Source organism: Cohnella hongkongensis (assembly GCF_042654645.1).
Lineage (GTDB): Bacteria > Bacillota > Bacilli > Paenibacillales > Paenibacillaceae > Cohnella > Cohnella hongkongensis.
On sequence record NZ_JBHSEP010000017.1, the window covers coordinates 111,280 to 137,965 of the forward strand.

At 58.5% G+C, this 26,686-nt stretch carries 24 protein-coding genes and 1 rRNA gene; all 25 read left to right on the plus strand.

Annotated elements, in window-relative coordinates:
• Positions 1-54 precede the first annotated feature (54 nt).
• A complete protein-coding gene (gene hpt, locus ACFO3S_RS20285) occupies positions 55-594 on the plus strand; it encodes a hypoxanthine phosphoribosyltransferase (RefSeq protein ID WP_378099808.1) in 540 nt (179 codons plus the stop codon).
• A 78-nt stretch (positions 595-672) separates the two neighbouring features.
• Entirely contained in the window at positions 673-2,676 is a 2,004-nt protein-coding gene (ftsH, locus tag ACFO3S_RS20290) for an ATP-dependent zinc metalloprotease FtsH (protein WP_378099810.1), read from the plus strand.
• Between the two features lie 310 nt (positions 2,677-2,986).
• The gene (gene nadA, locus ACFO3S_RS20295; protein ID WP_378099811.1) at positions 2,987-3,925 is read left to right on the plus strand and encodes a quinolinate synthase NadA; all 939 of its coding nucleotides are present in this window, start codon (positions 2,987-2,989) and stop codon (positions 3,923-3,925) included.
• A gap of 52 nt (positions 3,926-3,977) precedes the next feature.
• Complete coding sequence (gene nadB / locus ACFO3S_RS20300; protein WP_378099813.1) at positions 3,978-5,591, plus strand: L-aspartate oxidase; 1,614 nt, start codon at positions 3,978-3,980, stop codon at positions 5,589-5,591.
• Positions 5,584-6,483, plus strand: a complete 900-nt coding sequence (gene nadC, locus ACFO3S_RS20305) for a carboxylating nicotinate-nucleotide diphosphorylase (protein WP_378099815.1) — start codon at positions 5,584-5,586, stop codon at positions 6,481-6,483. Before nadB ends, nadC begins: the two co-directional genes overlap by 8 nt.
• The gene (locus ACFO3S_RS20310) at positions 6,480-7,250 is read left to right on the plus strand and encodes a type III pantothenate kinase (protein ID WP_378099817.1); all 771 of its coding nucleotides are present in this window, start codon (positions 6,480-6,482) and stop codon (positions 7,248-7,250) included. Before nadC ends, ACFO3S_RS20310 begins: the two co-directional genes overlap by 4 nt.
• Before the next feature lie 48 nt (positions 7,251-7,298).
• Positions 7,299-8,186 carry an Hsp33 family molecular chaperone HslO gene (gene hslO, locus ACFO3S_RS20315; RefSeq protein WP_378099819.1) on the plus strand — a complete coding sequence of 296 codons (888 nt, stop codon included), beginning with the start codon at positions 7,299-7,301 and terminating at the stop codon, positions 8,184-8,186.
• Positions 8,187-8,205: 19 nt separating this feature from the next.
• Positions 8,206-9,153, plus strand: a complete 948-nt coding sequence (locus tag ACFO3S_RS20320; RefSeq protein ID WP_378099820.1) for a peptidyl-prolyl cis-trans isomerase — start codon at positions 8,206-8,208, stop codon at positions 9,151-9,153.
• A 142-nt stretch (positions 9,154-9,295) separates the two neighbouring features.
• Entirely contained in the window at positions 9,296-10,237 is a 942-nt protein-coding gene (gene cysK / locus ACFO3S_RS20325; protein WP_378099822.1) for a cysteine synthase A, read from the plus strand.
• 314 nt (positions 10,238-10,551) lie between these two features.
• Entirely contained in the window at positions 10,552-12,306 is a 1,755-nt protein-coding gene (locus ACFO3S_RS20330) for a sensor histidine kinase (RefSeq protein ID WP_378099824.1), read from the plus strand.
• Positions 12,287-13,330, plus strand: coding sequence for a response regulator transcription factor (locus ACFO3S_RS20335; RefSeq protein ID WP_378099826.1), 1,044 nt, complete (start codon positions 12,287-12,289; stop codon positions 13,328-13,330). Before ACFO3S_RS20330 ends, ACFO3S_RS20335 begins: the two co-directional genes overlap by 20 nt.
• Positions 13,331-13,519: 189 nt before the next feature.
• Positions 13,520-14,923, plus strand: a complete 1,404-nt coding sequence (locus ACFO3S_RS20340; RefSeq protein WP_378099827.1) for an ABC transporter substrate-binding protein — start codon at positions 13,520-13,522, stop codon at positions 14,921-14,923.
• Between the two features lie 65 nt (positions 14,924-14,988).
• On the plus strand, positions 14,989-15,873 hold the full coding sequence (locus ACFO3S_RS20345; protein ID WP_378099829.1) for a carbohydrate ABC transporter permease: 885 nt from the start codon (positions 14,989-14,991) through the stop codon (positions 15,871-15,873).
• The gene (locus ACFO3S_RS20350) at positions 15,870-16,694 is read left to right on the plus strand and encodes a carbohydrate ABC transporter permease (RefSeq protein WP_378099831.1); all 825 of its coding nucleotides are present in this window, start codon (positions 15,870-15,872) and stop codon (positions 16,692-16,694) included. The genes ACFO3S_RS20345 and ACFO3S_RS20350 overlap by 4 nt, the downstream gene beginning before the upstream one ends.
• 45 nt (positions 16,695-16,739) lie before the next feature.
• Entirely contained in the window at positions 16,740-17,771 is a 1,032-nt protein-coding gene (locus ACFO3S_RS20355; RefSeq protein ID WP_378099833.1) for a Gfo/Idh/MocA family protein, read from the plus strand.
• 241 nt (positions 17,772-18,012) lie between these two features.
• Positions 18,013-19,596, plus strand: coding sequence for an anthranilate synthase component I family protein (locus ACFO3S_RS20360; RefSeq protein WP_378099835.1), 1,584 nt, complete (start codon positions 18,013-18,015; stop codon positions 19,594-19,596).
• Positions 19,593-20,174, plus strand: a complete 582-nt coding sequence (gene pabA, locus ACFO3S_RS20365) for an aminodeoxychorismate/anthranilate synthase component II (protein ID WP_378099837.1) — start codon at positions 19,593-19,595, stop codon at positions 20,172-20,174. The genes ACFO3S_RS20360 and pabA overlap by 4 nt, the downstream gene beginning before the upstream one ends.
• On the plus strand, positions 20,171-21,052 hold the full coding sequence (gene pabC / locus ACFO3S_RS20370; protein ID WP_378099839.1) for an aminodeoxychorismate lyase: 882 nt from the start codon (positions 20,171-20,173) through the stop codon (positions 21,050-21,052). The genes pabA and pabC overlap by 4 nt, the downstream gene beginning before the upstream one ends.
• Positions 21,049-21,912 (plus strand): dihydropteroate synthase, encoded by an 864-nt coding sequence (folP, locus tag ACFO3S_RS20375; protein ID WP_378099840.1) that lies wholly within the window; start codon positions 21,049-21,051, stop codon positions 21,910-21,912. The genes pabC and folP overlap by 4 nt, the downstream gene beginning before the upstream one ends.
• Positions 21,905-22,297, plus strand: a complete 393-nt coding sequence (folB, locus tag ACFO3S_RS20380; RefSeq protein ID WP_378099842.1) for a dihydroneopterin aldolase — start codon at positions 21,905-21,907, stop codon at positions 22,295-22,297. The genes folP and folB overlap by 8 nt, the downstream gene beginning before the upstream one ends.
• A gap of 5 nt (positions 22,298-22,302) precedes the next feature.
• Positions 22,303-22,797, plus strand: a complete 495-nt coding sequence (gene folK, locus ACFO3S_RS20385; protein WP_378099844.1) for a 2-amino-4-hydroxy-6-hydroxymethyldihydropteridine diphosphokinase — start codon at positions 22,303-22,305, stop codon at positions 22,795-22,797.
• Positions 22,798-22,813: 16 nt separating this feature from the next.
• Positions 22,814-23,842: a tRNA dihydrouridine synthase DusB gene (gene dusB, locus ACFO3S_RS20390; protein ID WP_378099846.1), complete on the plus strand. Its 1,029-nt coding sequence runs from the start codon at positions 22,814-22,816 to the stop codon at positions 23,840-23,842.
• Between the two features lie 193 nt (positions 23,843-24,035).
• Entirely contained in the window at positions 24,036-24,512 is a 477-nt protein-coding gene (gene greA, locus ACFO3S_RS20395; RefSeq protein WP_378099848.1) for a transcription elongation factor GreA, read from the plus strand.
• A 177-nt stretch (positions 24,513-24,689) separates the two neighbouring features.
• Positions 24,690-26,210, plus strand: a complete 1,521-nt coding sequence (lysS, locus tag ACFO3S_RS20400; RefSeq protein WP_378099850.1) for a lysine--tRNA ligase — start codon at positions 24,690-24,692, stop codon at positions 26,208-26,210.
• Positions 26,211-26,569: 359 nt separating this feature from the next.
• Positions 26,570-26,686 (plus strand): 16S ribosomal RNA (locus ACFO3S_RS20405); the annotation flags it as partial.

A 26,686-nucleotide genomic window follows, 5' to 3' on the forward strand; every position in this document is an offset into this window, starting at 1 on the left:
GATCGGAGTAAAGCCATCATACCGTGTAATAAATCTCGCTGGGAGGCACCTTCTTTGCAAAACGACATTCAAGAAGTTCTGTACACGCAAGAAATGATTCAGCAGAAGGTACAAGAGTTGGGCGCGGCGATCAGCCGCGATTATGAAGGACGCAATCCGCTTGTTATCTGCGTATTGAAAGGCGCTTTTATTTTTATGGCGGACTTGTCCAAAAACATCTCCATCCCCATCGAACTGGATTTTATGGCGGTATCGAGCTACGGCAATTCCACGAGGTCGTCCGGTGAAGTCAAGATTATTAAAGATTTGGACGCTTCCGTTGAAGGTCGCGACGTGTTAATCGTCGAAGACATTATCGACAGCGGATTGACGCTGAGCTATTTGATCGACGTACTGGAACGCCGGAACGCGCTGTCCGTCAACGTCGTGGCCCTGTTCGACAAGCCGGGCCGCCGGACGGCAGACCTAAACGCGGACTATACCGGCTTTACCATACCGGATGCCTTCGTCGTCGGCTACGGGCTCGATTACGCGGAGAAATACCGCAATCTTCCCTATGTCGGGGTGCTGAAACCGGAAATTTATTCGAGCTGAGCCGCAGATGCCGTCTCACTTGGATTGGCAAGACAGGCTATGGTAAAATGATGTGAGCGTGTCGAGAGGAGGTCGGGGATGAATCGGTTCATCCGGAACACAGGGTTTTACTTACTTATTTTTTTGGTGACTGTCGGGATCGTTCAATTTTTTATCGGCAAACAAGACACAACCAGGGAACTGAGCTACAACGAGCTCGTCACGGCCGCGCAGCAAGGCAACGTGCAGACGATGACTTTGCAGGTTCAGAACGGGACCTACTTCGTTACCGGCGAATTCAAGCCTAAAGCCGGTGAAGAGAAGGGCGAAGCTTTCGCAGGCCGAGCACCCCTGGCTGATTATGTACCGGAGCTGTTTACGAACCTCGGGATGGAGAACAATTTCGAGGTATTATCTAAGAAAATGCCGGGGCAGAGCTTCTGGCTGACCTTCCTGACTTCCATCATTCCGTTCATCATCATGTTCGTACTGTTCTTCTTCCTGATCAATCAGGCGCAGGGCGGCGGCGGCAAGGTGATGAATTTCGGCAAGAGCCGAGCCCGTCTTTATAATGAAGAGAAAAAACGGGTGACGTTCGAGGACGTAGCCGGAGCGGACGAAGAGAAGCAGGAGCTCGTCGAGGTTGTCGAGTTCCTGAAGGACCCACGCAAATTCGCCGCAGTCGGCGCCCGCATCCCGAAAGGGGTGCTTCTCGTAGGCCCTCCGGGAACCGGTAAAACGCTGCTGGCTCGCGCCGTGGCGGGGGAGGCGGGCGTGCCGTTCTTCACGATCTCCGGTTCGGATTTCGTGGAGATGTTCGTCGGCGTCGGCGCATCCCGCGTCCGGGATTTGTTCGAGAACGCCAAGAAAAATTCGCCTTGCATCATCTTCATTGACGAGATCGACGCTGTCGGCCGTCAGCGGGGCGCAGGCCTCGGCGGCGGGCACGACGAGCGCGAGCAGACGTTGAACCAGCTGCTCGTCGAGATGGACGGCTTCGGAGCGAACGAGGGCATCATCATCGTCGCCGCGACCAACCGTCCGGACATTCTCGATCCGGCTCTGCTGCGTCCGGGACGCTTCGACCGGCAGATTACGGTCGACCGTCCGGATGTGAAGGGACGGGAAGCGGTGCTGAAGGTTCATGCCCGCAACAAGCCGCTGAGCAAGGACGTCAAGCTCGGCACGATCGCCAAGCGGACGACCGGATTTACCGGAGCCGATCTGGAGAACCTGTTGAACGAAGCGGCGCTGCTCGCCGCTCGCCGCAACAAGAAGGATATCGCAATGGTCGAGGTCGACGAGGCGATCGACCGGGTCATCGTCGGCACCGAGAAGAAGAGCCGCATCATCAGCGACCGCGAGAAGCGCATCGTCGCTTACCACGAAGCGGGTCATACGATTGCGGGCTACTTCCTGGAGCATGCCGATACGGTTCACAAGGTGACGATCATCCCGCGCGGCAAAGCCGGCGGCTACGTCATCATGCTGCCTAAGGAAGACCGCATGCTCGTGACCAAGCAGGAGCTCCTCGATAAAGTGACGGGGCTGCTCGCCGGCCGAGCGGCCGAGGAGATCTTCATCGGAGAGATCGGAACCGGCGCGTACAGCGACTTCAAGCAGGCGACGAGCATCGTTCGCGCGATGATCATGGAATACGGAATGAGCGAGAAGCTCGGAACGATGCAGTTCGGCAATTCGCAAGGCCAGGTTTTCCTCGGCCGCGATATCGGGCACGAGCAGAACTATTCCGACAAGATCGCTTACGAGATCGACCAAGAGATGCAGAGCATTACGCGCGCCTGCTACGAGCGGGCGAAGCAGCTGCTGACCGAGAAGAGCGAGGAAATGCATCTGATCGCGAAGACGCTGCTGGAGGAAGAGACGCTCGATCTGGATCAGATCAAGTCGTTGATCGAGAAGGGCGCTCTCGTTCAGGAGGACGGAGAAGGCGGGTCGAATTCGGAAGAATCCCAGGCCGAGCCGATCGTCGATACGATGGGCAACGTCAAGGTCCGGATTCATACCCGGGAAGACGACGAACCGCTGACCAAGGGACTGGATCTCCGCAAGGACGAAGGCGGGTCCGAGGATCCGAAGTAAGCTTACGCAACACGGGATGCCTCCGCGCACAATCAGCGTGCGGAGGCATCCCGTTTTTTTGGGTGATCAGAAAGGATAAAATTCGCTATCTTTTCTGAATCACCTCCGAAAAAACGCGATTCTGCGTCTAGAGGAAGCCGAAGCGTTTTTGCTGGGAAAAAACCTGAAGAGATGAATTGACAGTGCTATCCGGCAAGTGTAAATTAAGTGTTAATGAACGAAGTCCTTTTCGTCCAAAATAAAGACAGCATTCCCGCCGTGCTTGTGCATTGATTCACAAACAACGGGCAGTCAAGGGAGGAGAATTCGCATGGAGGCCCTGGCCTTGGAGCGTAAAGCCGAGCAGAACCGCGAACTGCGCGAAAGGCTAATGCAGCTCAAGAAGGAACGCAACGCTATTATACTCGCCCATTATTATCAGCGAGATGAAATACAGGAGGTCGCGGACTTCCGCGGAGATTCCTTTCTCCTCGCACAGAAGGCTGCCTCTACGGACGCCGACGTCATCGTGTTCTGCGGCGTTCACTTCATGGGAGAGAGCGCCAAGATTCTCGCGCCTCATAAGACGGTGCTCGTTCCGGACGAACGCGCGGGCTGCCCGATGGCCGACATGGTTAACCCGATCGGCTTGCGGGAGCTGAAGGCGAAGCATCCGAACGCGAAGGTCGTCACGTATATTAACTCCTCCGCGGACGTGAAGGCTGAGACCGACATCTGCTGTACGTCGGCGAATGCGGTGAAGGTCGTGAATTCGGTCGACGCCGACGAGATCATCTGGTGTCCGGACAAAAATCTGGGCCATTACGTCTCCCAGTTCACGGACAAGAAGATGATCATCTGGGAAGGCTACTGCAACACCCACGACATGCTGACGATCAAGGATGTCGAAGAGATGCGGGCGAAATATCCGAATGCGCAGTTCGTCGTTCATCCGGAATGCCGTCCGGAAGTGGTGGAGATGGCCGATTTCGTGGGCAGCACGACCGGCATTCTGAAGTACTGCCGCGAATCGAGCCATGACGAGTTTATCGTCGGGACGGAAGACGGCACGGGCTATCAGCTGCGGCTCGACAGTCCGAACAAGAAGTTCCATTTCGCTTCGAAGTTCCTCGTGTGTCCGAACATGAAGGTGAACAACCTGAAGAAGGTCGTCAAGGCGCTGGAGACGATGCAGCCGGAAATTTACGTGCCGCAGGACGTTGCGGACAAAGCCCGTTTATCGCTGGAGCGCATGCTGCTGGTCAAGTAACCGACCGGCCGCTTGCGCTACTCTATTGTCGGAGTGGGAGACGAATACCATTATGATTCCGCGATACGTTGTCGATTTTGATCTGGACAAGCTTCCTCGCGTAGAGACCGACGTGATCGTGATCGGGGCCGGCATCGCCGGCCTTTTTACGGCTCTAAAATCAAGCGAGACGAACCGCGTTCTGATGATCACCAAGAAGTCGTTGTTCGATAGCAACACCCGCTATGCGCAAGGCGGCATTGCCGCCGTCATGTCCGACGAGGATTCTCCCGAATTTCTCGCCCAGGATACGCTGATCGCCGGAGCCGGCTTATGCGAGAAGGCGGCGGTGGACGTACTTGTGCACGAAGGCCCGCAGGGCGTGCAGGAGCTGATCCGCTACGGGACGATGTTCGACGAGGAAGACGGGCATTACGCCTTGACCAAGGAAGGCGCTCACAGTCAGCGGCGCATTCTGCATGCGAACGGAGACGCCACCGGCTACGAGATTGTTCGCGCTCTGGCGGAGAAAGTCAAGACGTCCGGCATCGAGCTGTGGGACGACCACTTCGTGCTGGATCTGCTGACGGAGAACGGGGAGTGTCGGGGAGCGCTCGTACAGAAGCCCGACGGGTCGCGGGTCGCCGTATTCGGCAAAGCGACGATTCTCTGCACGGGCGGAGTCGGACAGTTGTATCGCTATACGACCAACCCGGAGGTGGCTACCGGAGACGGGGTCGCTATGGCCTATCGGGCAGGCGCGGAAGTTCGCGACATGGAGTTCAACCAGTTCCACCCGACCTCCCTCTGCTATCCGGGCGCGCCGAGGTTTCTGATCTCGGAAGCCGTCCGCGGCGAGGGCGCTTATCTGAGGAATATTCGCGGCGAGCGCTTCATGGAGAACTACCATCCGCAGCTGGAGCTCGCGCCGAGAGATATCGTGGCCAGAGCGATCGTCAGCGAGATGGAAGCGACCAAGTCCACTTACGTGTATATCGATATTACGCACGAGACGCCGGAGCGGATCCGCTACCGGTTTCCGACGATTCACGAGTATTGTCTGAAATTCGGGCTCGACATGACGACGGACTGGATTCCGGTCGCCCCCGCCGCGCATTATATGATGGGGGGCGTCAAGACGGACCTGAACGGCGAGACGAGCATCGGCCGATTGTTCGCTTGCGGAGAAGCTTCCTCGACGGGCGTGCACGGCGCGAACCGTCTGGCCAGCAATTCGCTGTCGGAAGCGATCGTATTCGGACAGCGGATCGTGAACGCGATCGGCAAGCTGCCGGAGCGGCGGACCGTCGCTCATAACGGACCGGCCCCGGATCGCCATGCGACGGTGACGGGGACGCTGATCGAGAGAAGGCTGAAGCTTCAGAAGACGATGGTTCGTTATGTCGGTCTGCGCAGAGATCGCTCGGGGCTGTTAAAAGGGCTTGAAGACTTGAAGAAGCAGCTTCCGCTCTTTCAGATGAATCTGACCAAGAGAGAGGAACTGGAATACGCGAATCTGCTGACGTGCGCCCTGCTCGTCGCCGAGAGCGCGCTGCATCGCGAAGAGAGCCGGGGCGGGCATTACCGCGAGGATTATCCCGACAGGGATGACCTGAACTGGCGGGTGCATACGATATTGCAGCGGGAAAAAGGGATTCGCACAGAAAGGGTCGACAACAATGTTTGAACGGGAAAGCGATTGGGCGATCGGCGGTCCGGCCGTCCGTGCGGTCAAGGAGCAGCTTCGCGCCTGGCTGGAGGAGGACATCGGCTCGGGAGACGTGACGACGATGTCGACGGTTCCGCAGGGCCACCGCTCCAGAGGCATTATCCATGCCAAGCAGAAGGGCGTGCTCGCGGGCATTCCGCTGGCCTGTCTCGTATTCGAGACGGTCGATCCGGATTTGAAGTTCGAAGCGCTGGCCTCGGACGGGGATCGCGTGGAACGGGGCGCCGTGCTGGCGATCGTCGAAGGCTCTTCGCACAGCATCCTGACGGGGGAGCGGCTGGCGCTGAACCTGCTGCAGCGGCTGTCGGGAATCGCGACGAAGACAAGCGAGTATGTCGCCGGAGCGCAAGGAACGCCGGTCCGAGTGACCGATACGCGCAAGACGACTCCGGGTCACCGCACGCTGGAGAAATACGCCGTTCGGGTCGGCGGCGGGTTTAATCACCGATTTGGCTTGTACGACGCGGTTATGATCAAGGATAATCATATTAAGGCGGCGGGCGGCATCGCGGCGGCCGTTCAGAGCGCGAAAGCCCGCATCCCCCATACGATGATGATCGAGGTGGAGGCCGAGTCGCTCGCTCAGGCGCGGGAAGCGGTTCGGGCGGGCGCCCACATCGTCATGCTGGACAACATGGGCACGGACGCCATGGGCGAGACGGTGAAGGCGCTGAAGGAAATGGCGCCTCATATCGTCGTAGAGGCGTCGGGCGGCATTACGCCCGAGCGGATCAGCGAGATCGCCCGCTGCGGCGTCGACGTCATCTCCGTCGGCAGCCTAACCCACTCCTTTCAGGCGCTGGACATCAGTCTCGATCTGAACGAGAAAAAAGCGGGAGGTGCGCCATGATTCTCGTCGTCGACGTCGGCAATACGAACATCGTGTTGGGGCTGTACAGGGATCGCGAGCTGACGCGCCATTGGCGCTTGAGCACGAATCGCTCCGCAACGGTGGACGAATACGGCGTGCTGATCCACAATCTGTTTCAGATGGCGGGAGTGCGGGCGGAGCAGATCGAAGGCGTCATTCTGTCCTGCGTCGTTCCTCCGCTGATGAATACGCTGGAAAGGCTGTTCGAGGCTTATGTAGGCAAGCAGGCTCTCGTGGTCGGACCCGGCATCAAAACAGGGCTGAACATCCGTTACGAGAACCCTCGAGAGGTCGGGGCGGACCGCATCGTCAATGCGGTGGCGGGGATCGAACAGTACGGAACCCCGCTGGTCGTCGTGGATTTCGGGACGGCGACGACCTTCGATTACATCGATGCGACCGGCGCCTACCTGGGAGGCGCGATTGTTCCGGGCATCGGCATTTCTGCGGAGGCGCTGTATCAGAGAGCGGCGAAGCTGCCGCGAATCGAGCTGTCCAAGCCGAAGACGGTCATCGGCCGCAATACGGTAGCGGCCATGCAATCGGGCATCATCTACGGATATGCGGGCCAGGTGGACGGAATCGTGAAGCGAATTTGCCAGGAGTTCGGCGTGCAGCCGAGAATCATCGCCACCGGAGGCTTGGCCGAGCTGATCGCCGAGGAGTCGGAGACGATCGAGACGGTCGATCCGCTGTTGACGCTGGTAGGCTTACGAATCGTATACGAACGCAACAGGTCATCATAGAAGGGTCGGACGGATAGATCCAGGTTCCGCCGAGGGAGGTTGCATAAGATGGCTTTAAAGGATGAAATGGTACGCGGCACCGCATGGGACGGCGGCTTGCGGGTGTTCGCCGCGCGAACGACGGCGCTCGTATCGGAGCTGCAGCGCAGGCAGGATACGTTTCCTACGGCGACGGCCGCGCTCGGACGGACGGCGACGGCTGCGGCGATCATGGGCATTATGCTGAAAGACCGGGAGAAGCTGACGGTGCAGGTGAAGGGGGACGGCCCGATCGGCCAGATCGTGGTCGACGCCAATGCGGCGGGCGAGGTGAGAGGCTATGTCGACAACCCGCACGTTCATCTGCCCAGCAACCGTCAGGGGAAGCTGGACGTGGCCGGAGTTGTCGGCCGCTCGGGGCAGCTTCATGTGACGAAGGATTTGGGGCTTAAAGATCCTTACCGGGGAAGCGTGCCGATTCTCTCCGGCGAGATTGCCGAGGATTTCACCCTCTATTTCGCGGAATCCGAGCAGACGCCTTCGGCTGTAGGTCTAGGCGTGCTCGTCGGTACGGACAATACCGTACTTCATGCCGGGGGCTTCGTCGTGCAGGTGATGCCCGGACTTGCGGAGGAGCGCCTCGGTCGTCTGGAGCAGGCGGTGGCGGCTATGCCTCACGTGACGACGCTGCTCGATCAGGGAGAGACTCCGGAAAGCTTGCTGCGCTTTCTGGTGGGAGACGACCTGACGATTCATCAGACGGTCGAACCGGTATTCCAGTGCTACTGCTCACGGGAAAGATTCGAGAGGGCGCTGATCACCATCGGCAGGCACGAGCTGAGAAGCATCATCGACGAAGACGGAGAGGCGGAGCTGCACTGCCACTTCTGCAATGAGAAATACTTGTTCGACAGGGACGAACTGGAGGCGCTCTATCGCCTCGCGGATCGCGATTAAAAGAAGGGATGATCCTTAAATGAGGGAGACGATACGGCATCTGCCGCCGCTCGTACTGATGGCCCTCTTAGCGACGCTAATGATCGCATCAGGCTGCACCAAGGACGACCAGGGGATCGTCTCGGAAGATCGCGAGCCTTCCAAGTCGGCTGCCGGCGGAGACGACGCGGTCGCCACGGTCGGGCAGTCGACGATTACTCGCCAACAGTTGCTCGAACGACTGTTGGCTTCTTACGGTTCTCAGACGCTCAGAAGCATGATGCTGGCGAAGGCCGTAAGCGAGGAAGCCGCGGCCGCAGGCATCGAAGTGACGGACGAAGAGCTGGAGCAAGAGATCCGGTCGATCAGCCAGGGCTACGAGGACGAAGCTGAGTTCTACCGCTCCATGGAGGAGCAGCTGGGCATGAGCCGGGAAGACGTGAGAGAGGACGCGCGCTACCGGCTGCTGCTGGAGAAGCTGACCACGTACCGCGTTCAAGTGTCGCCCGAAGAGGTCGAGCGGTACTTAGAGGAACATTGGGCGGAATACCAGCCGCTTCGGAAATACCGGCTCTCTAAAATCGTCGTTCAGACGGAGGAATTAGGAAGAGGGCTTATGGAGAAGCTGGGTCAGGGAGACGATTTTGCGGAGCTGGCCCGGACGTATTCCATCGACGAGTTCACTTCGGATCAAGGCGGAGAAGCGGGGTGGATCGAGTCGAACGATCCGTTCGAAGCCGCCTCCGTGCTGGAGCAGGCTTCGCGGATGGGAATCGGCGACGTCGCGGGTCCGCTGCCGACCGATCAAGGGTTCGCGATCATTCGGCTCGAAGGCGTGAGCGAAGAGAAGATCCGCTCGGACGAGGACATCAGGCTCGAAGCCAGGAGACAGGTTGCGCTGAGCAAATCCGTCCCGGCCGGCGAGATGGAGCGTGCGCTTCTGGAGAAACACCGGGCTGTCGTTCTGGATCGATCTCTAGCGCCCTGACGATTTTGAATCCGCTGTCCACCAGCTATTGACAATCCTCTCGGCGGTCTGCTAAGATGAAGTCAGACTGAAAACCGACTGTTTTAGTCGGATTAAGAAATCAGGGCGCCTAGCCGCTATTCTGTAGGAGGGAACAACTTTAATGGCCAAGATTGTTCAGAACGTGACCCAATTGATCGGCGATACGCCGCTCGTGCGCTTGAACCGCGTCGTGCCGGAAGGAAGCGCGGAAATCTACGTAAAGCTTGAATACCAGAACCCGGGCGCCAGCGTGAAGGATCGCATCGCGGTCAGCATGATCGAGGAAGCGGAGAAACAAGGAATCATCAAGCCGGGCTCCAGCACGATCGTCGAGCCGACGAGCGGCAACACCGGGATCGGTCTGGCGATGGTCGCCGCCGCCAAAGGCTACCGCGCGATCCTCGTAATGCCCGAGACGATGAGCTTGGAGCGCCGCAACCTGCTTCGCGCTTACGGGGCCGAGCTAGTGCTGACTCCAGGGTCTGAAGGCATGAACGGCGCCGTTAAGAAAGCGGAAGAGATCGTGAAGGAAAACTCGGACTATTTCATGCCGCAGCAATTCAAGAACCAAGCCAACGTGAAAATTCACCGCGAGACGACCGGACCCGAGATCGTTGAAGCGATCAACTCCTATGACGGCAAGATCGACGCTTTTGTCTCCGGCATCGGCACCGGCGGCACGATCTCCGGCGCAGGCGAAGTGCTGAAGCAGAACTTCCCGAACATTAAAATCTACGCGGTCGAGCCTGCGGCATCCCCGCTTCTGTCCGGCGGCGGCCCTGGCCCCCACAAGATTCAAGGAATCGGAGCGAACTTCATCCCGGAGATTCTGAACCGCGACGTCTATGACGGAGTTCTTACGGTCGAGAACGAGGAAGCGTTCGAGACGGCTCGCACCGTCGCCAAGAAGGAAGGCCTTCTGGTCGGCATCTCTTCCGGCGCGGCGATCTTCGCTGCGCTTAAGGTAGCGAAGGAGCTCGGCGAAGGCAAGCGCGTCGTAGCGGTCGTACCGTCCAACGGCGAGCGCTATCTGAGCACGCCTCTGTTCAACTTCGAGAACTAATCGATACCGTTTCGGTTGACGAACGCTATCGAACAGACATGCGACTCCGTATCCGCACGCCGGATACGGAGTCGTTTTTTTTCGTATCCTACTCTGAATCACCTCCGACAAAAACGCGCGATTCTGCGTCTAGAGGACGCCGAAGGCGTTTTTGCTGAATAGTTCGGAACAGATCTCTCCGTATTCCATTGGCAGTAATTCTCCTTTTCATTCCCGGGCCAATGTGCTTATAATGGGGTTCAATCGAGCAGCCAGCCAAAAGACCGGACGGCAGGGAGGGGACGACAATCGGAGAATGGCTATTAAAGCTGGTTATGAACCGCAAGTTTTTTACGAAAATTTTCATCTCGATTTCGATCGTTTCGTTTATCGGCGTTTTTAGTGTCGCTTTCGTCTATCAGGTTTATTTCAAGGAAGCGTTGACCGGCAGCGAGATGTACCGTGTGCAGCGTTCGATCGATCAGGCGGCGCTCAATCTGGACAACCAGCTGTACCGTATCGTGAACAATGTGCACTATTTCTTCGAGTATTCGGGGAACGGCAACCGGCTGATGGCGGTCGGGACCGGGGACGCGGCTGGAGCGGCGGCGGACCGGTCGTGGGCGGAAAATACGCTTGGCGCGTTCCGTCTGCAATACTCGAGCGAGATCGAATCGGTGTTTTTTCTGCTGAGGGACCGAGCGGACGGAGAGGAGACGCTGCTGCACGACGAAGACTTGAGTCCCGTTCCCGAAATGGATTACCGCAGCCAGAGCTGGTATCGCGATTTCAGGAACGGAACGACGAGCTTCTGGTCTCAGCCGACGGACGAGCTGCTGTTTTTTCAGGACCGTTCGCCTACGACGATTTATTTTACGCTCAGCCGCTATGACGTGGAAGGAAGGGACGGCGTGCTCGTCGTGAGGCTTAACGGCAAGATGTTCAGCGACGCCTTCCGCTTGCTGGCGACGACCGACTTGAACATCGAGCTGCGCAACGAGGAGGGCCGCATCGTCTATACCTCGTTCGGCGAAAGGCGCGAAGCGAAGGATGAAGGAGATCTACTGATGGAGTCGCCTCTCGCTTACAGCGGCTTTCAGGTTCAGGCCCACATTCGCAAGCAATCGATTACCGAAGCGGTTCGCAAGGTTCAGAACGTGCAGCCGTATATCGTCGCGCTTATTCTGGGGATGACGTTGGTCATTTCGATCGTGCTGTCGCTGTCGCTCGTGCGCCCGGTCAAAAAACTGCTGCGCCTGATGAAGAAGGCCGAGCTCGGCGACCTCGACGTTCGGTTCTACGGGCGGTATTCGGACGAGGTGGGCATTCTCGGCGCCGGCTTTAACCGGATGCTGGAGAACATGACCGATTCGATCGACAAGGCGCACGCCGCGGAGATGGACAAGATTAACGCGGAGATGAAGCAGAAGGATGCGACTTTGCTGGCTATGCAAAATCAGATCAATCCGCATTTTCTGTACAATACGCTCGAGGTGATCAACTGCCAGGCCATCATCCACGAAGTGCCGAGCGTCAGCCGAATGAGCAAGGCGCTGGCCGATTTTTTCCGCTATTCGATCGACAGCGCTAAGGTCGAGGTGCCGCTCGGTGTCGAGCTGTCGCATGTGAGCACTTACCTGGACATTCAGCTCGAGCGTTATCCGGCGATCGAGACCGATCTGGACGGTCTGAAGCCGTTTCATTCGTTCCCGATCGTCAAGCTGACGCTGCAGCCGATTGTGGAAAATGCGTTTCTGTATGCGTTCACCGGGGAGCGCGACTATTATTTGCGCATTCGAGGGGAAAATGTGGATGAACGGTCCTATGCTATTCATGTGGAGGATAACGGAGAAGGGATGGACGAGGCGTCGCTCGCGCGGCTGAACCGGCTGCTCGAAGCCGGCGGCGAGCCGGAGGAGCGGGAGAGCGGTAGCCGGACGGGCATCGGCCTGCTGAACGTGCAGCACCGGATCCGTCTTCGTTACGGAGCGCCGTTCGGCTTGCGGCTCGGCGAATCGATGTCCGGCGGCCTGCACGTCCGGATTCTGCTGCCAAAGGAGGGAAGAAACCATGAAGATTCTGATCGTTGACGACGAGCCCGTCATTCGCAAGGGCGTAATCAAGCTGCTCGGCGCCAGCCCCGTCGCCTTCTCCGAGATCGAGGAGGCGCGCAGCGGGGAAGAGGCGCTTCGGCTGATCGAGGGCGGTAAGCCCGATCTGGTCATGACCGATATTCGAATGAGCGTGATGAGCGGCCTCGATTTGATCGAGCGAATTCGCGCCGTGGATGCGGGGATCGAAGTGATCGTGCTGACGGGCTACGCCGAATTTCATTATGTCCAGAGAGCTTTGCGCAATCAGGTGTCCGATTATTTGCTCAAGCCGATTACGCAGGAGAGCTTAAACGAGGTGCTGGCCAAAACGATGCTGAAGGACCCGGCCAAATGGGCTTCGCAAATCGATCTGGCCGACATCCGCGCGATGACGGGGACGGCGGCCGCTCTGGTCAAAAGCGTTCTGGCGGAAAACCGGGACGAGATGCGCGCCCGGCTTGCCGAGTGGTTTGCTTTCTGCAGGGACAAGGGGTATTCCTTTACCGAAATGAAACGCGTTATGGCCCATCTGGAATTGCTGTTCCGCTCCGAGCTTGTGCTGATCGTCAAAGATCGGCCGGGCGGAGGGTCGGCCGACCTGCAGCGGAACGCCGCGTCGGTCGATGAATTGTTCGAGAATTGGGAACGGTACTTGGTAGGCCAAAGCGCGTCGATCGCCGATAAAAGGTCGCCCCGCAACAAACGGGTCGTAGAAGACGCGATCCGGTTTATCGGGGAGGAGTACGGAAACAGCGGGCTTAATCTGCAGCTGATCGCGGATCGCGCGGGCGTCAGCCCCGCCTACATGAGCAAAATTTTTCGCGAAGTGATGGGCAAACCGATCACCCAGTATATTAGCGAATTCCGGCTTGAGGCGGCAAGGCGCATCATCGTCGGGCGTCCCGAAACGAAAATCTCGGCCGTTGCGGAAGAATGCGGGTTCAGCGATTATCCGTATTTCTCGAAAATATTCAAGAAGACGTACGGCGTATCCCCGCTGGAATATAAAGAGAAGAACTGACCTATAAGCCTCTCGTGTGTCACAAACCTTGACATCAAGGTTTGTTTTTTTAGCGATTTAAGCGTTTTCGGTTTTTTGAAGACAAGAGTCGGTGTCAGAATACATTGTTGAAAACTCTTTCAATCCGTAAACTTTGGCATGTGAACGATAAATGATGTGAGGTTACATCAAGAGAAGGAGAGATCGTCAATGACAAAACGAATGATGCAGACGGCAATCGTCGGCCTGCTGACGGTATCGCTCGCGGCCTGCGGCTCGGGCGACAATGGAGGCGCTTCGCCGTCCGCGTCGGCTCCGGCCGCTTCCGGAGGGGCCAGTCCTTCCGCAAGCGCATCGTTGGGTACGCTGGCCGGCTGGGGGAGTTCGATCAAAAGCGAGTACGACGGAACAGAGATTAAACTGGCTTTTGCCAGCCATCCGTCGACGGACGCTTTCCAGAAGATGACGAAGCAGTTCGAAGAGCTGACCGGCATTTCCGTTAAGTGGGAAGTGATGGAGGAAGGCTACCTGAAGAATAAGCAGTTGCTCGATTATACAGGCAAAACCGGAACGTACGACGTGCTTATGGTCGACGGCTTCTGGATGAGCGAATACGGCGCCAAAAAAGTCGTCGAGCCGCTCGACGGCTACCTGGCCGACGCCGCGCTGACGCCGGAATGGTTCGATTACGAGGATATCGTTCCCGCCTACCGCAACGGGATCAGCAAATACGACGACAAGACGTACGGCATTCCAACGGCGGGAGAAACGCGCTTCATCGCGTACCGTACCGACCTGTTCGAGAAATACGGCAAGGAGCCGCCGAAGACGATGGACGAGTTCCTGGAGCTCGCGCAGTTCTTCAACGGCAAGGAAGACGGCCTGTACGGCGTGTCGATGCGGGCCCAGCGCGGCACGCACGCGGCTTCCGGTCTGCTCAGTATCATGTACAACTTCGGCGGAGGGTTCATCAACCAGCAGACGGGCGAAGCGACGGTGAACGATCCGAAGTCGGTGCAGGCGATGCAGTTCTATGTCGATCTGCTGAAGAACGCGCCGAAGGACGTCGCCTCCTACACGCATGAAGAAGCGCTGTCCGCTTTCACGACGGGCAAAGCGGCGATGTGGCTCGATGCGACGGCGCTTGCGACGCGCATTCTTGACGCCAGCAGCTCCCAGGTGGCGGACAAGGTCGCCTTCGTTCCGACGCCGGAAGGCCCGGAAGGCCGCGCCAGCGCGCTCGCCGGCTGGAACATGTCCATCTCCTCGCTGTCCAAGAAGAAGGAAGCGGCCTGGGCGTTCATCGTCTTCATGAACAGCAAGGAAAAAGCGAAGGAATACGTGCAGGAGGGCGGCGTGCCTGTTCGCACCTCGATCTACAAGGACGAGGAGCTGGCCGCAGAAGATCTGTCCTATCCGGTGCAGCTTGAAGCGCTGAACGACGCGAACGTGCTCGTCGAGAAGGGCATATCCTGGATTCCGCCGCATGAGAAGCTTGGACAGATTCTCGACCGGGTCGGCTACTACGTCAGCTCCGCGATGTTCGGCGAAGTGACGGTTCAAGAGGCGGCCGACAAGGCGCAGAAGGAAGTGCAGGACATTACCGGCAAATAAAAGAAAAAAGGGTCCGGGACGCAGGCTGCGGTCCGGACCGCTTTTTCCGGGGAAGGTGAAATAAGTTGCTGCGACGTTATTTTCATAAAAGGCCTCACCTTGCGTATATTATGCCGGCTATGGCGATTCTCGGCATTTTGACATTTGTGCCTACGATTTTTTTGTACGGACTAAGCCTTACCGACTACGAGCTTGGCTACCCCGATTTCCGCTTCGTCGGACTGGATAACTTTGTTCGGTTGTTCTCCGGGGAGGACGCCGAATTCTGGTATTCGGTGCGAATCAGTATCGGCTTTATGCTGCTCGTGACGGCAGTGGAGCTGGCGCTCGGCTTCGGGCTCGCCGTTCTGCTCGACCGCGAATTCAAGCTCAAGCCGCTGGCCTTTGCCTGTTTGATCGTCCCTATCGCGATGACGCCCAGCATCACCGGCCAAATCTGGAAGCTGATGCTTAACGCGGAGAACGGGGTCATTAACTACCTCCTCGGATTTATGGGAGGCAAGGTTATCTGGCTTTCGCCGGACATGGCGTTCTGGTCGACGGCCTTGGTGGACGTATGGCAGAATACGCCGTTCGTGGCTCTGATCATCTATGCGGGCATGCGCTCGCTGCCCTCGGAGCCTTACGAGGCGGCCGCGATCGACGGCGCGAACCGGCCCCAGATTTTCCGGTACATTACGATGCCGCTGCTGCTGCCGATGATTTTGCTGGCCGTCGTATTCCGCGCGATCGACTCGCTCAAGACGTTCGATATCCCGTATTCGCTAACGCAGGGCGGGCCCGGCAGCGCCACGAACTTCCTGAGCCTGCACGTCTATCGGCTCGGCTTCGCTCAGACCGGCTGGATCGGCAGATCGGCCGCCGTGTCCGTCGTGCTGCTTATTCTCATTACCGCAATCAGCTGGGTGCTCATTCGCGCGTACCGGAAAGGAGTTGAAAACAAAGGATGACGACAATCGGCAACAAAAGGCTGGGACCCGGCACCGGTTTTCTTCTGCTCCTTGTGTGCGCCGCCTGCATCTTCCCGATGCTGTGGATGATCATCGTCAGCCTCAAGGAGAAATCGCTCACCTACGATCCGAGCGTCTGGTTTTTTACGCCGACGTTCGAGAACTTCCGTGCGGTGTTTGAGGACCGGCATGCGATCGACTATCTGAAAAACAGCGCCATCGTCGTGCTCTGCACGACCGTCGTCTCGATCTTCATCGGGGGAATGGCGGCTTACGGCTTCGCCCGGTTCGAGTTCAAGAAGAAGGAGAACCGCGCCTTCTGGGTGCTCAGCCTCAGAATGCTGCCTCCAATGGCTTCGGTCATTCCGCTGTTCGTCATGGCGAGCCTGATCGGCGCGCTCGATACGCATATCGTGCTCATCATCTGCTATATGCTGTTCAACATCCCGTTTACGATCTGGATGATGCGGAGCTTTTTCGAGGAAATTCCGGTTGCGCTGGAGGAAGCGGCGTTCGTGGACGGGGCTTCTCGGTTTCGGGTGTTCGTGCAGATCATTCTGCCTTTGGCGACCCCCGGACTCATCGCGACGGCGATCTTCTGCATCATCAACTCCTGGAACGAATTCGTGTTTGCGCTGTTCCTGACCAGTTCACAGGCCAGCACGCTGCCGACGACGGTCACGCTGTTTCTCTCGGTTTCGGGAGTTGCCTGGGGGGAAATGTCGGCGATCGGCGTCGTGACGATTTTGCCGATGCTCTTATTCGCTATGATCGTACAGAAATATATGATCCGCGGACTTACGTTCGGCGGGGTTAAGTAAGTAAAAAGCAGACCACTTCATTTGAAGCGAAAGGCAGATGCTCACATGTCTAAAATCAGAATGGGAATCGTAGGCGCCGGCACATGGGGAGAAACCCACGCTTTTATTTATAACGATCATCCGCACGCCGAATTTGCCGCTATTTGCGATATGAACGCGGAACGGGCGAAGGCGCTGGCCGCCAAGTTCAATCTGCCGGATTCCGCCGTCTATACCGACCACCGGGATATGCTTCGGACGGCCGACATCGACGCGGTCGCGATCGTGACGCCGGACTTCGCCCACACGCGGGTCGCGGTCGATTGCGCCAACGCCGGCAAGCACTTCATCGTCGAGAAGCCGCTGACGACGACCCGAGAGGAAGCCGACGAAATCGTCGAGGCGGTTAGACGCAACAACGTGCGCATGATGGTCGATCTGCACAGCCGGTGGAGCCCGCTGTTCGCGATTCCGCGCCAATCGATCGAGGACGGAGAAATCGGCGTGCCCCACAGCGCGTATTATCGGTTAAACGACATCAAGTGGGTGGCGACCGACATGCTGCCCTGGGCCGCCAAGTCGTCGATCCTCTGGTTTCTCGGCTACCATAGCGTCGATGTGCTGCGCTGGCTGTTCGACGACGAGGTGGAGCGGGTGTATTCGGTGTCCCGGTCGGGCATTCTCAAATCGGAGGGCGTGGACACCGAGGATCTGTATCAGACGATTCTCGAATTCCGCAAGGGCGGCATCGCCACGATGGAGAACGGCTGGATTACGCCGAATACGAATCCGAACGTTAACGACATGAAGCTGAACATCACCGGAACGAAGGGCATGTTCAATATTGATCCGACGCACAGCCAGATGCTTGAGCGCTTTACGGAGACGAGAGCCGATCGTCCGGATCTTCTGGTCAAGCATTTCATCCACGGCAAGCCGAAGGGCTTCGCGTACGAGAGCATTCGCCATTTCGTCGACCAGCTGATTACCGGCGAGCCGTTCCTGGTCACCATGGAGGACGCTTACAACACGACAATGGTCATCCTGGCCATCATGGAATCCGCCCGCAAGCGCGAGCCGGTTGTGGTGCAGTATTGAACTTGAAATGCCGATAACGGAGGCAATCGACACTTCGATTCGGTAGAAGTGGAAATGGGAATCGGCGTTAAGCAGATGCTGACCGTACAGCGGGAAGCGTCGCCGAGGGGGCGCAGCCTATCGCGCCGCCCTTGGCGGCGCTCTTTTTGTTTTTTAAGCGCAGAGGCGGCATTTATGGTATTCTTCTAAACAAAAAGACAGACGGCCGCGGTTGGCTGAAGGGGCGGAAAGAGTGCGCAGCGTGGAATGGATTGCATTGGATCAGTGGGAGCAGTGGCATCAATCGGGCGAAGGCTACACCTTGCTGCCCTATGTGCGGAAGATCAAGCTGGCGCCCGGGGCAGGTCTGCTGCCGGGCTTTTGGGACGGAGCCTGGGAGAACGCTTCGGCATATGCGAGCGTGCTGGAAAGCGGCAAGGACGGCCGCTACTCCATCGTCGGGCTGCGCCCGACCGCCGCGATCGCGGGCAAGGGCGGCGAGGCCAGCGTATTGGCGCCCGTCCGCGGCGCTGCGGGCGACGAATGGGCGGAGACCGGGCGGATGAACGGCCGCCCGCTCGACGTCGTGCGCGAGTGGCTGCGACCGTGGCGCGGCCCCCGTCCGGAGGGCGTCCCAGACTGCATTGGCGGAGCGATCGGCTATTGGAGCTACGACGTCGTGCGGAGTCTGGAGAAGCTGCCCGTTATCGCAGAGGACGACCTCGGACTGCCGGACTACGTGTTCCAGCGGTTCGAGGAGCTGTGGGTGGCCGACCATGCGGAAGGTGAAATCTTCGTCTCCGTTCATGCCCTCGTCGATTCCGGCACGGAGCGCGCGGAGCTGGAAAGGCTGTATCGGTCGGCCCGGGAACGCGCGGAGGAGATGGAGCGGCAGTGGATGGACTGGCTGTCGTCGAGCGGCCAAGCGTCCAGTGAGGCGCGTAAGGCCGGGATGCGGGAGCGGATGGAGCGCGACCGGCTGCAGATCGACATTGAACGGCTGCCGGGGCTGATCACGTCGATGAGCAAGGCGCAGTATGAGGAAGCGGTAAGGCAGGTGCAGCGCTACATCGGGCAGGGCGACGTGTTCCAGGTGAATTTGGCGCTGCGGCAGAGCCGTCCTCTGGCCGCTGCTCCCGAGGAGCTGTACGAGTGGCTGCGCGTCGTCAACCCGTCGCCATATATGGGAATGCTGAGAACGCCGTCCTTCGCGCTGGTCAGCGCCTCTCCGGAGCTGCTCGTGAAGCTGGACGGGCGCAGGCTGTCCACGAGACCGATCGCCGGCACGCGCCGCCGGGGCCGAACGCCGGAGGAAGACCGGGCGCTGGAGGACGAGCTGCTCGGAAGCGAGAAGGAGCGGGCCGAGCACGTCATGCTCGTCGATCTGGAGCGCAACGATCTGGGGCGGGTGGCGGAATACGGAACGGTTCGGGTTCCGGAGCTGCTGACGGTGGAGAGATACTCTCATGTCATGCATCTCGTCTCCCAGGTCGAAGCGACGCTAGCGCAAGGGAAGGACGCCCTTGACGTGTTGGCGGCGACGTTCCCGGGAGGGACGATTACCGGAGCGCCGAAAATCCGCACGATGGAAATTATTGAAGAGCTGGAGCCGACCCGCCGAGGGCCTTATACGGGGTCGATCGGATGGATTGACTACAGCGGCAATATGGAATTTAATATAATTATTCGTACGATTGCCGTACAGGACGGGGTTTGTCATATTCAGGCGGGGGCCGGCATCGTCATCGATTCCGTGCCGGAGCGGGAGTTCTTCGAATCCCTGAACAAGGCCAAGGCGTTATGGAAAGCGGTGCAGTACAGCGAAGGGGAGGTTGAACGGATATGATCCTGGTGATCGACAACTATGATTCATTCACGTATAACTTGGTGCAATACTTGGGAGAGCTCGGCGAGGAAATCGTCGTTCGCCGCAACGACGAGATCGATCTGGACGGCATCGCCGGACTGGCTCCCGATCATATTTTGATCTCTCCGGGACCTTGCACGCCTAACGAGGCGGGCATCAGCCTGGCGCTGCTCGAGCGGTTCAAAGGAGAGATTCCGATCTTCGGAGTCTGTCTTGGCCATCAATCGATCGGACAAGCGTTCGGCGGTGAAGTGGTGCGGGCCGATCAGCTGATGCACGGCAAGACCTCCGAGATCAAGCACGACGGCAAAACCGTTTTCTCGGATCTCCCTTCTCCGTTCACGGCGACTCGCTACCATTCCCTGATCGTAAAACGCGATACGCTCCCGGACTGTCTGGAGATCAGCGCGGAGACCGAGGACGGCCTGATTATGGGGCTGCGGCACAAGGAGTACGCCATTGAAGGCGTGCAGTTCCACCCGGAGTCGATCATGACCGATTACGGGCTGAGAATATTGCGTAATTTCCTCGACCTGAAGTCGGGAGCCCGAGCATGAAGATTCTGCTTAACGGACAATTGACCCGTCAGAGCGAAGCCGTGATCTCCGCATTCGATCACGGTTTTTTGTACGGGATGGGCCTGTTCGAGACGTTTCGCACGTACGGGGGGCGTCCTTGGCTGCTGGAGCGGCATGCCGATCGGCTGTCCCGGGGCTGCGAGCAGCTGGGCATCCGCTACGAGCCGGATGTCGGCCGGATGAAGCGGAGAATCGCCGAGCTGTTGGAGGCTAACGGGCTCGGCGACGGGTATGTTCGTTGGTCGGTGTCGGCCGGAGTCGGCGAGATCGGGCTGCCGTCGGCGGATTACGAGCGGCCCAACGAGATCGTCTACGCCAAGCCTCTTGCGCCGGATAAGCCTGAGACGCGCCAGGGCAAGCCGCTGCGCCTGCTTCAGCTTCGGAGAAGCACGCCCGAAGGCGCTTTTCGATTAAAATCTTTTCATTATATGAATAATATTGCAGCGAAGAGGGAGCTGCGCCTGACCGGAGCGGCTCCGAACACGGAAGGGCTGTTCCTCGACGGAGCCGGACATGTCGCGGAGGGCATGGTGAGCAACGTCTTCTGGGCAAGATCGGGCAAGCTGTACACGCCGTCCCCGGATACCGGCCTGCTCGAAGGGGTGACCCGCGAGTACGTCATCCGGATGGCGATTGCGGAAGGCCTTTCCGTAGAAGAAGGGCTTTACGGCTGGGAGTCGCTGCAGGAGGCGGACGAGGCGTTCGTCACGAACTCGATTCAGGAGATCGTCCCCGTCGCGAGACTGGAGGACGACCAGGGGCGTCCGGCACGGCCAGCGTACGAGCGGGCGGGGGAGATTACCTCCCGGCTGATGCGGCTGTATCGGAACGCTGCGGAAAGGAGCGAGACCGAATGAATACGAACTTTGGTCGCCGAAGCTATGCGTTCCGGGACGGAACGAGGCTGGAGCTTGGTCATAGAACCTTGATTATGGGGATACTGAATGCGACTCCCGACTCTTTCTCCGACGGCGGCCTCTATAACGGAGCGGAGGCGGCGGCAGCGAGGGCCGAGCAGATGGCTTCGGAAGGCGCGGACATCATCGACATCGGCGGGGAATCGACCCGGCCGGGACATGAACCGATCTCCGCAGAGGAGGAGCTGGCCCGCATTCTTCCCGTCATTCGCGCGGTGAGGGAGCGGGTCGAATTGCCGATCAGCGTCGATACGTACAAGGCGGAGACGGCCCGGCGGGCGCTCGAAGAGGGCGCGCACATCGTCAACGACGTGTGGGGCTTCAAGCGAGATCCGAAGATGGCGCAAGTCGCCGCGGATTTCGGCTGTCCCGTCATTCTGACCCACAATCGGCTTCAGCGAGATTATGCGGATTTCATGGCGGACGCCTTGGAAGATCTGCGGGAGAGCGTCCGGATCGCCCGCAAGGGCGGCGTGGCGGAGGAGAACATCTGGCTCGATCCGGGCATAGGCTTCGCCAAGGACTATGAAGAAAACCTGGAGATGATGGGCCGACTGGAGGAGGTCGCCGGATTAGGCTACCCCGTGCTGCTGGCAGCTTCCCGCAAACGGTTCATCCAGCGGGCGCTCGGCGTGACGGCGGAAGAGGCGGACGAAGGCACGGCAGTGACGACGGCGCTGGGCATTGCCCAAGGCTGCCAGATCGTGCGGGTTCACAACGTGCTGTTGTCGAAGCGCGCCGCCGCGATGGCGGACGCGATCGCATACCGGAACAGAAAGGCGGCTGTCCCGAATGGATAGAATGCGGCTGAAGCGCATGGTATTTTTCGGCTATCACGGCGTATACCCGGAGGAGAACAAGCTCGGGCAGAAATATGAGGTGGACCTCGATCTGCGCCTGGATCTCGGCCGCGCCGCTCGAAGCGACGACGTGGAGGATACGGTGAACTATGCGGAGATCCACGCCCTGGTCAAGCGGATTGTGGAAGGTCCGCCGGTCAAGCTGATCGAGACGTTGGCCGAAAACATTGCTTCCGCCGTACTCGGTACGTATACTAATATCCATACAGCGACGGTGTCGGTGACGAAGCCGAATCCGCCGTTCGATATTACCTTCGACGGAGTGACCGTAGAACTGTCCAGACGGAGAGGACCGGACGGGAGCATCGTCCCTGCAGAGGACTGAATCGATTGCAAGACGCATACGTGGCGCTCGGCGCCAACCTGGGAGACCGGGAAGCCTCGCTGAAGGAAGCGATACGAAGGCTGCGGGCGGAGCCGCATCTGGAGCTTCTGCGTCTCTCGCCCGTGTACGAGACCGCTCCGGTGGGCTATACGGACCAGCCTTCATTTTTGAATATGACGATCGGGCTGCTTACGTCGCTCGGCCCTGTCGACCTGCTTCGCCGGCTGCTGGCGATCGAGCGGGACATGGGGCGCGTGAGGGACATTCGATGGGGGCCGCGCAACATCGATCTGGATCTGCTTGCGTACGGCAAGGTGGAGATGGATACGCCGGAATTGACGCTCCCGCATCCCCGTATGGGAGAGCGGGCGTTCGTATTGGTTCCGCTTAAGGACATATGGCCGAAGGAGGTCCCTTTTCCGTGGGAGAAGCAGCTGTCGGCGATGTCTCTGCGGGAGGAGGGCATCGCGCGCTTCGCGGCGCGGGGGGACTCGGAATAGGAAAGGAGCAATAAAGATGCTAATGATCGGCAACGTCAAAATGAATAACAATGTCGTGCTGGCTCCAATGGCGGGCGTGTGCAATCCGGCGTTCCGTCTGATCGCGAAGGAATTCGGCTGCGGACTCGTCTGCGCGGAGATGGTCAGCGACAAGGCGATCTTGCACGGCAACCAGCGGACGCTGGAGATGCTGTTCGTGGACGAGCGGGAGAAGCCGCTCAGTCTGCAAATTTTCGGAGGGGATAAGGAGTCTCTTGTCGAAGCGGTGAAGTTCGTCGACCAGAATACGAACGCCGACATTATCGACATTAACATGGGCTGCCCGGTGCCGAAGGTGACGAAATGCGACGCGGGGGCCAGGTGGCTGCTCGATCCGAAAAAAATCTACGAGATGGTGTCCTATGCCGCGGATGCGGCCAAGAAGCCCGTCACCGTCAAGATGCGCATCGGTTGGGACGACGAGCACATCTACGCAGTGGAGAACGCCCAGGCGGTGGAACGGGCAGGCGGCGCCGCCGTCAGCGTCCACGGAAGAACGAGAGAGCAGCTGTACACGGGCAAGGCCAATTGGGACATTCTGCGCGACGTGAAGCAGGCGGTCAGCATTCCGGTCATCGGCAACGGCGACGTCTTTACCCCCGAGGATGCGAAGCGTCTGCTCGATCATACGAACTGCGACGGCGTCATGATCGGCCGGGGAGCGCTGGGCAATCCATGGATGCTGTACCGTACGGTCCATTTCCTGACGACGGGCGAGCTTCTGCCGGATCCTTCGCCAAGGGAAAAAATCCGGATAGCGATGCTGCACATGGACCGTCTGTCCGAGCTCCGGGGAGAGCGGGTCGCCGTTCGGGAGATGCGGAAGCATCTTGCCTGGTATTTGAAGGGGCTGCCGGACTCCGCTGCCGCGAAGAACGCGGTGATGGAGCTGCAAACCCGGGCGGAAGTGGAAGCCGTTTTGGGCGATTATGTGAACAGAGTCGACGAAATTCTGGCCCGCGACGCTGCCGGAGCTTCTGAAAGCGGCGAAATGCTCGTACACTAGAATGAAGCGGTTTCACGCCGTCTCTCCCGTGAATTGACATTTTCAAGGGGTTGCAATATAATCGTACCAATATTCGCCCAAGCATCAGGAAAATCGTACGGCTAACATCGGATAAAGATGTCATGTCGGCGACGACCGACCATATATTGGTTAGCAACCTCGAAAATCTTTTCCATGACAGGAGATCGGTGAGATGAGCGACAAGGAAGTGCTTCTGACCCAGGACGGGCTCAAGAGACTTGAAGACGAACTTGAAAACCTTAAATCCGTTAAACGCCGCGAAGTCGCGGAGCGAATCAAAGTAGCCATCGGCTACGGCGACATTAGCGAGAACTCGGAATACGAGGACGCGAAGAACGAGCAGGCGTTCATCGAAGGACGGATCATTACGCTGGAGAAGATGCTTCGCAACGCGAGAATCATCAACAGCGAGGAAATCGATCTGGAGACGGTGAGCATCGGTTCGACGGTTGTCGTGGAAGATTTGGAATACGGCGACACGATGGAGTATACGATCGTCGGAACCGCCGAGTCCGACCCGCTGAACAACAAAATCTCCAACGAAAGTCCGGTAGGCAAAGCGATCATCGGCAAAAAGAAAGGCACCGTCGTTGAAGTGAGCGTTCCTGCGGGAATCATTCAATACAAAATCGTCGACATCAAAATGTAGCCAAATGCGGCCATCCGCAATTCAGACGTTAGTCGCCGTCCCTGGGACGGAGAAGCCGATTGACTGGGATAGAAAAAAGCTTCCTAAGGAAGCTTTTTTGCCTGTTAGCGGGCCTTTCGCCTGAGTCGCGCTGCGCCGAGCCGAATAAATCAGATACGAACGAAGGAGCACGAAGCTATGGAACATACGGAACAGGGACGTCAGACGGATACGGCCGAGCTGGGCGAGCTGCTGCAGATTCGGCGGGGAAAACTGGACGAGCTGAGAGCGCTGGACGTCGACCCGTTCGGGGTTAAGTTCGACCGCACGCACCATGCCGGAGACCTCCTGGCACAGTACTCGGAGCAGTCCAAGGAAGAGCTGGACGACAAGGCGGTCGAAGTAAACGTCGCCGGCCGGATTATGACGAAGCGATCGATGGGGAAGGCGGCATTCGCGCATATCCAGGACCTGAGCGGGAGAATCCAGATCTACGTCCGTCAGGACACCGTTCCCGAGCAGAAGTACAAAGCGTTCGATCTGCTCGACATCGGCGACATCATCGGCGTGAAGGGCGTCGTCTTCAAAACGAAGACGGGAGAAACCTCGATCAAGGTGGACGATCTGGAGGTGCTGACCAAATCGCTTCTTCCTCTGCCGGACAAGTTCCATGGGCTGAAGGACGTGGAAACCCGCTATCGTCAGCGCTATGTGGACCTGATCGTCAATCCGGACGTCCAGAAAACGTTCATTACGCGCTCGCGCATTATTCAATCGATGCGCCGCTACTTGGACGATCGGGGTTATCTGGAAGTCGAGACCCCGACTCTGCATTCGATAGCGGGAGGAGCGGCCGCGCGTCCCTTCATTACGCACCACAACGCATTGGATATGCAGCTCTATATGCGCATTGCGATCGAACTGCACCTCAAGCGGCTCATCGTCGGCGGTCTGGAGAAGGTATACGAGATCGGCCGCGTCTATCGGAACGAGGGCATCTCGACCCGCCATAATCCGGAGTTCACGATGATCGAGCTGTACGAGGCGTATGCCGACTATGAGGACATCATGCGTCTGACGGAGTCTCTGATCGCGCATATCGCTCAGGACGTTCTGGGCACCACGAAGATTGCGTACCAGGGCCAGGAGGTCGACTTGACTCCGTCCTGGCGGCGCGTATCGATGACCGAGCTGATCCGCGAGACGGTCGGCGTCGACTTCACCGCGCAGATGACGGACGAGGAAGCCCATGCGCTGGCCAAGGAGCATAAGGTTCCGGTCGAGAAGCATATGACGTTCGGCCATATCGTTAATGCGTTCTTCGAGACGTTCTGTGAGCACACGTTGATCCAGCCGACCTTCGTTACCGGTCATCCGGTGGCGATCTCCCCCCTGGCGAAGAAGAACGAAGCCGATCCCCGTTTTACGGACCGGTTCGAGCTGTTCATCGTCGCCCGCGAGCATGCCAATGCGTTCACGGAGCTGAACGATCCGATCGATCAGCGCGAGCGGTTCGAGGCTCAGCTGGAGGAGAAGGAAGCCGGCAACGACGAGGCGCACGAGATGGACGACGACTTCATCCGCGCGCTGGAGCACGGCATGCCGCCGACGGGCGGACTCGGCATCGGCGTAGATCGTCTGGTCATGCTGCTGACCGACTCGCCGTCGATCCGCGACGTTCTGCTGTTCCCGCATATGAGGGAGCGATCCGAAGACTGATCGACGAGAGGCCGCAGAGGCCGGTTTTCAGCTTCGGCGTGACAGCCGGCTTCTGCGGAATGCTCAGGCTTGTCAGGGGCTCGAAGCGGGTGCCGCTCGCTTCAAGCTCTTGACAAGAAGTTCCAGGTATAAATGGGGTTGCAATGGTCTGGCCATCTGTGCTATATTATTTAAGTCGCTTCGAGCGGCACTGCAAAATGAAAACACCGATTGTTCTTTGAAAACTGAACATTGAGCGTAAGAAACAAGACATCGTCGAAAGACGGTAACCAGCAAGAAATGAGCCTCAAATGGCTCTGTGATACCGGGAGACATAGCGCTTGGGACCTCCTTTCGGAAGGCCTGACGTGAAAGCTCCTTTCATGGAGAGTTTGATCCTGGCTCAGGACGAACGCTGGCGGCGTGCCTAATACATGCAAGTCGAGCGGAGCCGAAGAGGTGCTTGCACCTCTGAGGCTTAGCGGCGGACGGGTGAG

Excerpts from the sequence above, each read along its gene's own strand:
- ftsH (WP_378099810.1), top strand. The coding sequence starts at position 673 with ATGAATCGGTTCATCCGGAACACAGGGTTTTACTTACTTATTTTTTTG.
- nadA (WP_378099811.1), top strand. The coding sequence starts at position 2,987 with ATGGAGGCCCTGGCCTTGGAGCGTAAAGCCGAGCAGAACCGCGAACTG.
- nadB (WP_378099813.1), top strand. The coding sequence starts at position 3,978 with ATGATTCCGCGATACGTTGTCGATTTTGATCTGGACAAGCTTCCTCGC.
- nadC (WP_378099815.1), top strand. The coding sequence starts at position 5,584 with ATGTTTGAACGGGAAAGCGATTGGGCGATCGGCGGTCCGGCCGTCCGT.
- ACFO3S_RS20310 (WP_378099817.1), top strand. The coding sequence starts at position 6,480 with ATGATTCTCGTCGTCGACGTCGGCAATACGAACATCGTGTTGGGGCTG.
- hslO (WP_378099819.1), top strand. The coding sequence starts at position 7,299 with ATGGCTTTAAAGGATGAAATGGTACGCGGCACCGCATGGGACGGCGGC.
- ACFO3S_RS20320 (WP_378099820.1), top strand. The coding sequence starts at position 8,206 with ATGAGGGAGACGATACGGCATCTGCCGCCGCTCGTACTGATGGCCCTC.
- cysK (WP_378099822.1), top strand. The coding sequence starts at position 9,296 with ATGGCCAAGATTGTTCAGAACGTGACCCAATTGATCGGCGATACGCCG.
- ACFO3S_RS20330 (WP_378099824.1), top strand. The coding sequence starts at position 10,552 with ATGAACCGCAAGTTTTTTACGAAAATTTTCATCTCGATTTCGATCGTT.
- ACFO3S_RS20335 (WP_378099826.1), top strand. The coding sequence starts at position 12,287 with ATGAAGATTCTGATCGTTGACGACGAGCCCGTCATTCGCAAGGGCGTA.
- ACFO3S_RS20340 (WP_378099827.1), top strand. The coding sequence starts at position 13,520 with ATGACAAAACGAATGATGCAGACGGCAATCGTCGGCCTGCTGACGGTA.
- ACFO3S_RS20350 (WP_378099831.1), top strand. The coding sequence starts at position 15,870 with ATGACGACAATCGGCAACAAAAGGCTGGGACCCGGCACCGGTTTTCTT.
- ACFO3S_RS20355 (WP_378099833.1), top strand. The coding sequence starts at position 16,740 with ATGTCTAAAATCAGAATGGGAATCGTAGGCGCCGGCACATGGGGAGAA.
- pabA (WP_378099837.1), top strand. The coding sequence starts at position 19,593 with ATGATCCTGGTGATCGACAACTATGATTCATTCACGTATAACTTGGTG.
- pabC (WP_378099839.1), top strand. The coding sequence starts at position 20,171 with ATGAAGATTCTGCTTAACGGACAATTGACCCGTCAGAGCGAAGCCGTG.
- folP (WP_378099840.1), top strand. The coding sequence starts at position 21,049 with ATGAATACGAACTTTGGTCGCCGAAGCTATGCGTTCCGGGACGGAACG.
- folB (WP_378099842.1), top strand. The coding sequence starts at position 21,905 with ATGGATAGAATGCGGCTGAAGCGCATGGTATTTTTCGGCTATCACGGC.
- dusB (WP_378099846.1), top strand. The coding sequence starts at position 22,814 with ATGCTAATGATCGGCAACGTCAAAATGAATAACAATGTCGTGCTGGCT.
- greA (WP_378099848.1), top strand. The coding sequence starts at position 24,036 with ATGAGCGACAAGGAAGTGCTTCTGACCCAGGACGGGCTCAAGAGACTT.
- lysS (WP_378099850.1), top strand. The coding sequence starts at position 24,690 with ATGGAACATACGGAACAGGGACGTCAGACGGATACGGCCGAGCTGGGC.